The sequence below is a fragment of the Candidatus Omnitrophota bacterium genome, from assembly GCA_034717435.1.
Taxonomy (GTDB): Bacteria; Omnitrophota; JAUWXU01; order JAUWXU01; family JAUWXU01; genus JAYELI01.
In genome coordinates this window covers 1-9074 of the sequence record JAYELI010000046.1, presented here as the reverse complement: position 1 = coordinate 9074, position 9074 = coordinate 1, and the positions used below count along the sequence as shown (strand labels likewise).

Annotated in this window: 7 protein-coding genes; all 7 read left to right on the top strand. The window is 46.3% G+C overall.

Annotated elements, in window-relative coordinates; translation table 11 throughout:
- Nucleotides 1–156 precede the first annotated feature (156 nt).
- The 7 genes from atpA to gspG all read left to right on the top strand — a co-directional run bounded on the left by atpA (nt 157) and on the right by gspG (nt 8817).
- Nucleotides 157–1617, top strand: coding sequence for a F0F1 ATP synthase subunit alpha (gene atpA, locus U9Q08_04055; GenBank protein MEA3328885.1), 1461 nt, complete (start codon nt 157–159; stop codon nt 1615–1617).
- Nucleotides 1618–1761: 144 nt separating this feature from the next.
- Entirely contained in the window at nt 1762–2637 is an 876-nt protein-coding gene (locus U9Q08_04050) for a FoF1 ATP synthase subunit gamma (GenBank protein ID MEA3328884.1), read from the top strand.
- 97 nt (nt 2638–2734) lie between these two features.
- Nucleotides 2735–4123, top strand: coding sequence for a F0F1 ATP synthase subunit beta (gene atpD / locus U9Q08_04045; GenBank protein ID MEA3328883.1), 1389 nt, complete (start codon nt 2735–2737; stop codon nt 4121–4123).
- A 208-nt stretch (nt 4124–4331) separates the two neighbouring features.
- On the top strand, nt 4332–6041 hold the full coding sequence (locus U9Q08_04040; protein MEA3328882.1) for a GspE/PulE family protein: 1710 nt from the start codon (nt 4332–4334) through the stop codon (nt 6039–6041).
- 262 nt (nt 6042–6303) lie between these two features.
- Complete coding sequence (locus tag U9Q08_04035; protein ID MEA3328881.1) at nt 6304–6540, top strand: hypothetical protein; 237 nt, start codon at nt 6304–6306, stop codon at nt 6538–6540.
- A 364-nt stretch (nt 6541–6904) separates the two neighbouring features.
- Nucleotides 6905–8146: a type II secretion system F family protein gene (locus tag U9Q08_04030; GenBank protein MEA3328880.1), complete on the top strand. Its 1242-nt coding sequence runs from the start codon at nt 6905–6907 to the stop codon at nt 8144–8146.
- 275 nt (nt 8147–8421) lie between these two features.
- Nucleotides 8422–8817 carry a type II secretion system major pseudopilin GspG gene (gspG, locus tag U9Q08_04025; GenBank protein ID MEA3328879.1) on the top strand — a complete coding sequence of 132 codons (396 nt, stop codon included), beginning with the start codon at nt 8422–8424 and terminating at the stop codon, nt 8815–8817.
- The last annotated feature ends 257 nt before the right edge of the window (nt 8818–9074 follow it).

Here is a 9074-nt window from a genome sequence, read left to right as displayed (position 1 = left end):
CGGTCGCTTACGCTCCCTCAGGATGACACCTATCTTAAAAAGAACAAAATTAAGGACTTGGGGAGTGTGCAGTTTTAAACTTTAAACTGTGCAGTTTTAGAATACAATTCTCCAGCTTAACAATTTAACAGTTTAATAGTGAGGTGAGGAGTTATTATGGTCGAGAAGATGAAGATCCCGGCGCTGGATATAAAAGACACCGGCACAATTCACGAGATCAAGAAAGGGATAGTCAAAATAAGCGGGCTTTCTTCCTGCATCAACGGCCAAATAGTGGAATTAAACCCGGATTTACCGGGAATGGTAATTGGGTTTAACGAACAGGAAGTTTTAGCCCTGGTTTTGGGAGATGAGACAAGGTTGAGCGTGGGAGACGTTGTTTATTCCGAGGAAGGCGTGTTTGAAACCCCGGTCGGCGATAGTTTTATCGGCCGGATAGTCAATGCCTTTGGCCGGCCGGGTGACGGTAAAGGCAGGATACAGGAGAATAATTTTTATCCGGTGTTTAACGATGCTCCGGGAGTGGTGGACAGGGTACCGATAGATCAGCCGTTACTTACCGGGGTTAAAACAATCGATACTGTTATTCCCATAGGAAAGGGCCAGAGGGAGTTGATAATCGGGGACCGGGTTACGGGCAAGACTACCCTGGCAGTGGATACCATTTTAAATCAGAAGAATAAAGGCGTGATCTGCGTATTCTGCTGGATCGGAGGCAGTTTTTCCGCATTTATGAAGCTTATCCAGGAATTAAAAAGAGAAGGAGCGATGGATTATACTATTGTGGTCAGTGCTCTGGCCTCTGATTCTTCGGCAGAGCAGTATCTTGCGCCTTACACTGCCTGTGCTCTGGGGGAATATTTTATGCATCATGGCAAGGACGTGTTGGCGGTGTTTGATAATTTAACCCGGCATGCCTGGGTCTACCGTCAGCTTTCCCTGCTTTTAGAGCGCTCTCCGGGCAGAGAAGCATATCCCGGCGATATCTTCTATTTGCATTCCCAGTTGATTGAAAGAGCGGCAAAGCTGAATCAGGAAAACGGCGGGGGCTCGATGAGTTTTTTGCCGATAGTAGAGACCCAGGAAGGAGATGTTACAGGCCTTGTTCCTTCCAATCTTATCTCAATGACCGACGGACAGATTTATTTGGATACCGGCCTGTTTCATGAGGGGTTTAAGCCGGCTATTGACCTCAGGCTTTCTGTTTCGCGGATCGGAAGCAAGGTTCAGTGCGAGGCGGTAAAAGAAGTATCCAGGGCATTAAAAGGCGAGTACACCCGGTATAAGGAACTGGTCAGTCTTACCCGGGTCAGAACCAAGCTTTCTTCCGAGGTAGAAGAGAGGCTGAAAAAAGGAGAGGCCTTAACCGCTCTTTTTATTCAGGATAAAAACAGCCCTTTGGCGCTGGAAGAGCAGATTGTTATTTTTTACGCGTTTAACAGAGGGATCCCCGAGATTTTAGATCCGGAAAAAATGGAAAAGTTCCAAAAAGAAATATATAAATACCTGCTTAAGACACAGCCGCAATTGCTTGAAAGGCTGTCTGTTGAAAAGACGCTGACTGAGGAAATAAAGCGGGGGCTGGATACGGCGTTTCAAGAGTTCTTTAAAATATAAGTTCGGGGCAGTTTCGGGGGCAGCTTCGGGGACATTATACTTAATTACCCCGAAGTCTTACAAATAGGTAATTAAGTATGGTGTCCCCGGAATTCGGAATTACGCACAACGCATAACGCACAACACAAGACGCGCAACGCAATCATGTTTCAATTAACCAAACTGCGCAAAGAGATAGATTTTAACAAGGAGATCGGCGGGATAATTAATGTTCTGCGGGGCGTGGCTTCTTCTGAATTCTACCGCCTGCAAAAGGCCAGAAAAAAACTCGACGAATTTATAGATTATCTGCAGGAATTTTTTCAGATGCTGGATATCAGGGACTGCCGGCATTTATTTTTAGAGAATTCTCCCTTGAGGCCCGCCATAGTATTGGTAACCTCGGATATCGGTTTTTTGGGAAAGCTGAACGTTTCAATAGTTAACAGCGCATTAGAGCAGTGCTCGGGAAACGAAGAATTGATTGTGGTCGGCAGGCAGGGCGCTAAATATATAGCCGAGGCCGGCCGGGAATTTAGCTTATTTAGCGGTATCGATAACGAGGTGGAATACAAGCAGGCTGAAGACCTGGCGGATTTTATTGTCCGGGGGTTTTTAGATAAAAAGTTTGGCCGGACGATTATTGTCTATCCCCAGTTTGTGTCTTTTGCGGTCTGGAAGGTGCAGATCTATCAGGTGCTTCCCTGCAGGTTTTTGTTCCGATTTATCGGCGAAAATAGCGCCGGCGGGGAAGAAAAGGTTATTGTTGAGCCGGAGTTAAACAAAGTAATAACGTATCTGGTGAAGATATGGATGAGTTACGTATTATACGGAATTTTCTGGGAGAGCAAACTTTCCGAATGGTCGGCGCGGGTAATGCATTTGGAAGGCAGTTCTGACGAGATCAAACAGATAGATAAAAAACTGCGCTTTCAGTATTTCAGGATTCTGCACGAAATTAGTGATAAAAATGTCCGGGAGGTTCTTTCCAGCCGGTTAGCGGTGGAGCGGATGAAAAAAACTGTTAAACCGCTAAACTGATAAATTGCTAAACTGTTATAGCAATTTAACCATTTAGCCATTTAGCCGTTTAACAATTTAACAATTTAACCATTTAACAATATAACGATATAATGTTATGGAAAAAGGTAAAGTCATCGCGGTCCAGGGACCGATCGTAATTGTAAAGTTTGAAACGAATGCCAAGCCCCCGCCTATTTATGCTGTCTTGGAGGCAAAGACTTACACCGGCCGGAGGGTGGTGCTGGAAGTGGTTGAATACCTGAGCAAAAGAGCCGAGGATGTCGGCAATGTCGCCAAGTGTATTCCGTTGACATCTATTTTCGGCTTACAGAGAAATGCCGAGGTTTTAGTTGGCGGCCTATCGATCGAAACTCCGGTAGGAAAAGAAGTTTGCTCAAGAATATTAAATGTCTTAGGCGAACCAATAGATAAAAAAGGCCCGGTTAACACAAAAGTCAGAAAACCGATCCATAAAAAACAGAAGGTTAATTTAGATATCAAAAGCCTGAGCCGGGCCAAATTTGAGCTGATGGAAACCGGGATCAAGGTGCTTGACCTTTTGTTCCCCTTGGTAAAAGGGACAAGGACCGGGATTTTGGGAGGAGCAGCGCTTGGCAAAAGCGTAATAATCCTGGAATTGATGCATAATGTCATCAGAAAACAAAAAGGCTTTTGTGTATTCACCGGGGCAGGAGAAAGGATCAGGGAGGGCAACGAACTTTATAATGAAATGCGCAGGCAGAAGATACTGGACAGGTCGATTCTGGTATTTGGCCAGATGAATGAATCTGCCGGGGCGAGGTTTGAGGTTGTCCATACCGGGATGACGATAGCAGAGCATTTTCAGCAGGAAAACGAGGATGTGATGTTTTTTATTGATAGTGTTTACAGGTTTGCCCAGGCCGGGAGCGAGCTTTCTACGCTTTTGGGCAGGATCCCTTCGGAGACCGGATATCAACCCACCTTAACTTCTGAGATGAGTGAGTTTCAGGAAAGAATCCGTTCAGGTTCCCAGGCCGCAATCACTGCCATTGAGGCGATTTACGTGCCCAGTGATGACCTGACTGACCCGGCAGTAGTTTGTATTTTCAGTTATTTAGATTCGATATTGATCCTTTCCCGCCAGCACGTGCAGTTGGGCCTTTATCCAGCCGTTGATCCGCTGTTATCTTCCTGTTCTTATCTGGACCCCCTGATTATAGGCCGGAGGCATTTTAGGATCAGCCAGGATGTGTTAAAGATCCTTAATAAATATGAGGAGCTGAGGCGGATTGTTTCGATTATCGGGATAGAAGAGCTTTCTAAAGAGGACCGGATTCTGTTTGAGCGGGCTCAGAGACTGCGCAATTTTTTTACCCAGCCGTTTTTTACTGCCGAGCTCTATACCGGCAGAAAAGGCGAATACGTGCCTTTAGAAAAGACGTTGAATAGCTGTGAAAAAATAATTTCCGGGGAACTGGATAAGAAGCCGGCCGAAGAGCTTTATATGATTGGAGCGCTGTGATGCGTCTTGCGCTATGCGCTATGCGTTATGCGTCAGGGGCAGCTTCGGGGGCAGCTTCGGGGACATTATACTTAATTACCCCGAAGTCTTACAAATAGGTAATTAAGTATGGTGTCCCCGGAATTAAGAAGTCTTACAAATAGGTAATTAAGTATGGTGTCCCCGGAATTAAAACGCACAACGCACAACGAAGAGGGAAAGTAATCTCATGGTAGCCAAGTTAGGCGAGATGCTGGTTGCAAAGGGCATAATCACCGGCCGGCAGTTAGAAACAGCCCTTTCCGAACAGCAGAAGAAAAAGGGTGAGCTGTTGGGCGCAACCCTGATCAGGCTGGGATATTTAAAAGAAGAGCAGTTGTTGGTTGTTCTTTCCGAGCAGTTAAGCATCCCCTATGTTAAATTAGGGAATATCCCTGTTTCTTCTTCGGCGATAGACAAGGTTCCGGCCAAGTTCGCCTGGCACTATAGGGTAGTTCCGATAAGATACAAAGGAGGCAAATTAACCATTGCTGCCTTTGACCCTCTGCGCTCGTTGAATGACCTGAAAATGTTTTTGGGCTATGAGATTGATCCGGTCCTGGCCTCGGAGGCCGAGATAATAAAGGCTATCAGAAAGTATTACGGGGTTGGCGCAGAAACTGTGCAGGGGATCATTGCCAAGGCGCCCAGGCAGTCTGTCGAGGCTAAACCGGCTGAAAAAGTAGAAGACATAACAAAATTAGCCGAGGATGCCTCAATAGTCAAGTTGGTAAACCAGATAATTTTGGAGGCCCATCGCAAAAGGGCTACTGATATTCATATCGAGCCTTACCGGGGAAAACTGGGCTTAAGGTACCGTATTGACGGCGTGCTTTATGAGGCGGATGTTTCACCGGAGATGAAGCGCCTTTTTTCAGCGATTATTTCCCGGATAAAGATTATGTCTAAGCTGAATATTGTTGAGCGCCGGCTTCCGCAGGACGGCCGGGCAGTTGTAAAGATCGGCGAAGACGAACTTGATTTAAGGATCTCGGTTATTCCGACCCGCCACGGAGAAGGGATGGTAATTAGGATCCTTCCTGCCAGGATGCTGTTCAGCCTAAAAAAACTAGGCTTGGAACAGAAAAACTTAAATACAATAGAGGAATTGATAAAAAAACCGCACGGAATAATCTTTATCAGCGGACCTACGGGAAGCGGAAAGACCACCACGCTTTACGCTTGTTTAAGCAGTATCAAAAGCACTAAAAACAAAATAATTACTATTGAAGACCCGATAGAATACGAGCTTGAAGGTATAAGCCAGATTCAGGTTATGTCTGAAATCGGATTTACCTTTGCCCAGGGCCTGCGAAGTATGTTGAGGCACGACCCGGATATAATGATGGTCGGAGAGGTCAGGGATTTAGAGACGGCAGAGCTGGCGATCAGGATTGCCCTGACCGGGCACCTGGTCTTTTCCACGGTGCATACCAATGACGCTGCCGGAGGCATAACCAGATTATTGAACATCGGGATTGAGCCGTTTTTGGTGGCTTCTTCGGTGGAGGCGTTTATTGCCCAGAGGCTCATTCGGCTTATCTGCCCGAAGTGTAAACAAGAAGACGAAGCAAGCAGTGAAATTAAACGGCAAATAATAAAAGACGTTAGCGCTGTTAACCCCGGGCTTAAAGAATCTGATATCCATTTTTACCGGGGCCGGGGATGCGAAGAGTGCAATTTTACCGGTTTTAAAGAAAGGACGGCTATTTATGAAATATTGGTGGTTAATAAAGAAATCAAGGAATTAATTCTGGAAAAGTCCTCAACCGACAAGATAAATGAACGGGTGATCAGCCAGGGTATGAAGACGCTTCGCGTCTCGGGTTGGGAAAAGGTCATTGCCGGCCTGACTACGCCGCAGGAGATAATAAGGGTGACTCAGGCGGAGGAGGAGTGATGCGTCTTGCGCTATGCGCTATGCGTCATGTGTCAGGGGCAGCTTCGGGGGCAGCTTCGGGGACATTATACTTAATTACCCCGAAGTCTTACAAATAGGTAATTAAGTATGGTGTCCCCGGAATTACCGGAATTAAAAGAAGTCTTACAAATAGGTAATTAAGTATGGTGTCCCCGGAATTAAGAAGTCTTACAAATAGGTAATTAAGTATGGTGTCCCCGGAATTAAAACGCACAACGCATAGCGCACAACGCACAACGAAATGTTTAAAGTGTCTATAATCGATATAAAAACTGCTGAGGTTGTATTCAGCGGAATGACTAACTCGGTTGCCCTGCCCGGGCAGGAAGGAGAGTTTTCTCTTTTAGATTTTCATCAGTCGATGGTTTCCTGTCTGCAAAAGGGCAAGGTTGAGGTGGAGGGAAATCCACCTTTAGCGATCGAAAAAGGCATTAGCCGAATGGAAGGAAACGAGCTTTCTATTCTCGTAGAAAGATAATTCGTCTCGCGTCTTGCGCTGTGCGTCATGCGCTGTGCGCTGTGCGTCAACGCAGTTTCAGGGCAGCTTCGGGGGCAGCTTCGGGGACATTATACTTAATTACCCCGAAGTCTTACAAATAGGTAATTAAGTATGGTGTCCCCGGAATTACCGGAATTAAAAGAAGTCTTACAAATAGGTAATTAAGTATGGTGTCCCCGGAATTAAGAAGTCTTACAAATAGGTAATTAAGTATGGTGTCCCCGGAATTACCCGGAATTAAGAAGTCTTACAAATAGGTAATTAAGTATGGTGTCCCCGGAATTATGAAAACGCAAGACGCACAGCGCATAGCGCATAGCGCACAACGCACAACGGAGAGGATATGACAAGGTTCAATTACAAAGCGAAAAAAGGGCCGAAAGAGATTATAAGCGGGATCCTGGAGGCAGGGACTGAAAAGTCAGCTCTTGAAAAGCTGGAGCAGATGGGGTATGTGCCGGTCAGCGTTGTTGTAGTTGAACAAGGTTCTAAAGGCCCGGTTTCTCCTGCCTCCACGGCTTTCTCAGGGGCCAAAAGGCCGGGCATGTTTTCCAAAATCCGCTCTAAAGACCTGACTATATTTACCGAACAGCTTGCCGGCCTGGTTAAATCTAAACTGCCAATTTTAGAGGCGGTAGATATCCTTTTTGAACAGACCGAGAGCCCGGCGTTAAAAGAAATTATTTCTAATATCCGGCAGGAGATAAAAGACGGCAGTACTTTATCAGAGAGCTTAGGCAGATATCCCGGTACCTTCTCGGTTTTATATGTTAATATGGTTCGTTCGGGAGAATCCGGGGGAGTGCTGGAACAGACCTTGCTCAGGTTAGCTGATTTTAGAAATAAACAGGAGGAAATAAAGGCAGGGGTCAGCTCGGCCCTGGCCTACCCGATTTTTATAATAATGGTCGGGACAATAACTGTGTTTGCTTTGCTGGCGTTTGTTATCCCCCGGCTGACTTCTCTGTTTGAAGAAATGGGGCAGGTTTTACCTTTGTCCACCAGGATACTGATGATGTTGAGCAGCCGGATCAAAAGTTATTGGTACTGGGGCGTGCTGGCAGTGTTGGCCGTGGTTTTTATGCTTCGGCGCAGAGGTACTAAAGGAAAGGAAAAGATGATGTTTGACCGGCTTAAACTTAAACTGCCCCTGCTGGGAGACTTTATCAAGAAATCAACGTTGGCAGCATTTTCCAGGACCTTTGGAATACTGCTGGCTAACGGAATACCGGTATTTCAGGCGTTGGAGATAAGCATACCAACAGTGGATAACGAGGTATTCAGGTCAGAACTGCGTAAAGTCTGCCATGGCGTTGTAGACGGCGTTTCTTTAGAGCAGAGCATGAAAAGGTCGGATCTTTTTCCCCGCTTTATGACTAACATGCTTGCAGTGGGAGAAAGAGGGGGGAATTTGAAAGAGGCCCTGCTGGATGTAGCTGATTTTTATGAACGCCAGTTAAACAAGGCGGTAAAGGTAATGACCTCTTTGCTTGAGCCGATAATAATTTTAGCAGTTGGCTTAGTGGTCGGATTTATTGTTTTTGCCATGCTTATGCCGATCTTTTCGATAAATATTGCGGGATGATACTTCCACGTCGTTGTGCGCTGTGCGCTGTGCGTCTTGCGTTTTGGCGCTTTTAAATCCCGTTTTTCTTTAAAAAATAGTTTTTGTTTTTTTAACGCAAAACGCACAGCGCACAACGCATAGCGCACAACGCACAGCGCAACGCAGTTTCGGGACAGCTTCGGGGACATTATACTTAATTACCCCGGAAGTCTTACAAATAGGTAATTAAGTATGGTGTCCCCGGAATTATGCACAACGCACAGCGCACAACGCAAATGAGAGGAGAAATTATAATGCGCTACGAGAAAGGCTTTACACTGATAGAGCTGCTGCTGGTCGTGGTTATTCTGGCCAGCCTGGCGGCAATGGTGATACCCAGATTTGCCGGCCGCACAGAGCAGGCCAAGATTGCTGTTGCCGGGACAGACGTTACTTCTAATATACCGGTGGCCCTGGACCTCTATGAGCTGGATAACGGCAGGTATCCGGCCAGCCTGGAGGCCTTGCTTACCAACCCGGGAGGCGCCAAGAACTGGAGCGGACCCTACATTAAGAAAAAACCAATCGATCCCTGGGGCAATCAGTACCAATACCGGTGCCCCTCGTCCCACGGCCGGGACTTTGATTTATATTCTTTCGGGCCTGACGGCACAGAAGGCAGTGATGATGTTACCAATTGGGAAGAATGAATTAGTCGGCCAGTCGGCCAGTGAGCCAGTTAGCCAGTTGAACCCGTTCACTCGTTCACTCGCTCACCGGCTAACTAAGCAAGGTTTCACTTTAGTCGAAATAATAGGTTACGTATATGAGGAGTAGTGTTGAGCAGCAAGATGAGTAATTTGTTAACCAGTGAGCCAGTTAGCCAATTGAACCCGTTCACCCGTTCACTCGCTCACCGGCTAACTAAGCAAGGTTTCACTTTAGTCGAAATAATAGTCAGCATGGC

What these genes read in the sequence shown, in the direction of transcription:
- atpA (MEA3328885.1), top strand. Translation starts at nt 157, where the DNA reads ATGGTCGAGAAGATGAAGATCCCGGCGCTGGATATAAAAGACACCGGC.
- U9Q08_04050 (MEA3328884.1), top strand. Translation starts at nt 1,762, where the DNA reads ATGTTTCAATTAACCAAACTGCGCAAAGAGATAGATTTTAACAAGGAG.
- atpD (MEA3328883.1), top strand. Translation starts at nt 2,735, where the DNA reads ATGGAAAAAGGTAAAGTCATCGCGGTCCAGGGACCGATCGTAATTGTA.
- U9Q08_04040 (MEA3328882.1), top strand. Translation starts at nt 4,332, where the DNA reads ATGGTAGCCAAGTTAGGCGAGATGCTGGTTGCAAAGGGCATAATCACC.
- U9Q08_04035 (MEA3328881.1), top strand. Translation starts at nt 6,304, where the DNA reads ATGTTTAAAGTGTCTATAATCGATATAAAAACTGCTGAGGTTGTATTC.
- U9Q08_04030 (MEA3328880.1), top strand. Translation starts at nt 6,905, where the DNA reads ATGACAAGGTTCAATTACAAAGCGAAAAAAGGGCCGAAAGAGATTATA.
- gspG (MEA3328879.1), top strand. Translation starts at nt 8,422, where the DNA reads ATGCGCTACGAGAAAGGCTTTACACTGATAGAGCTGCTGCTGGTCGTG.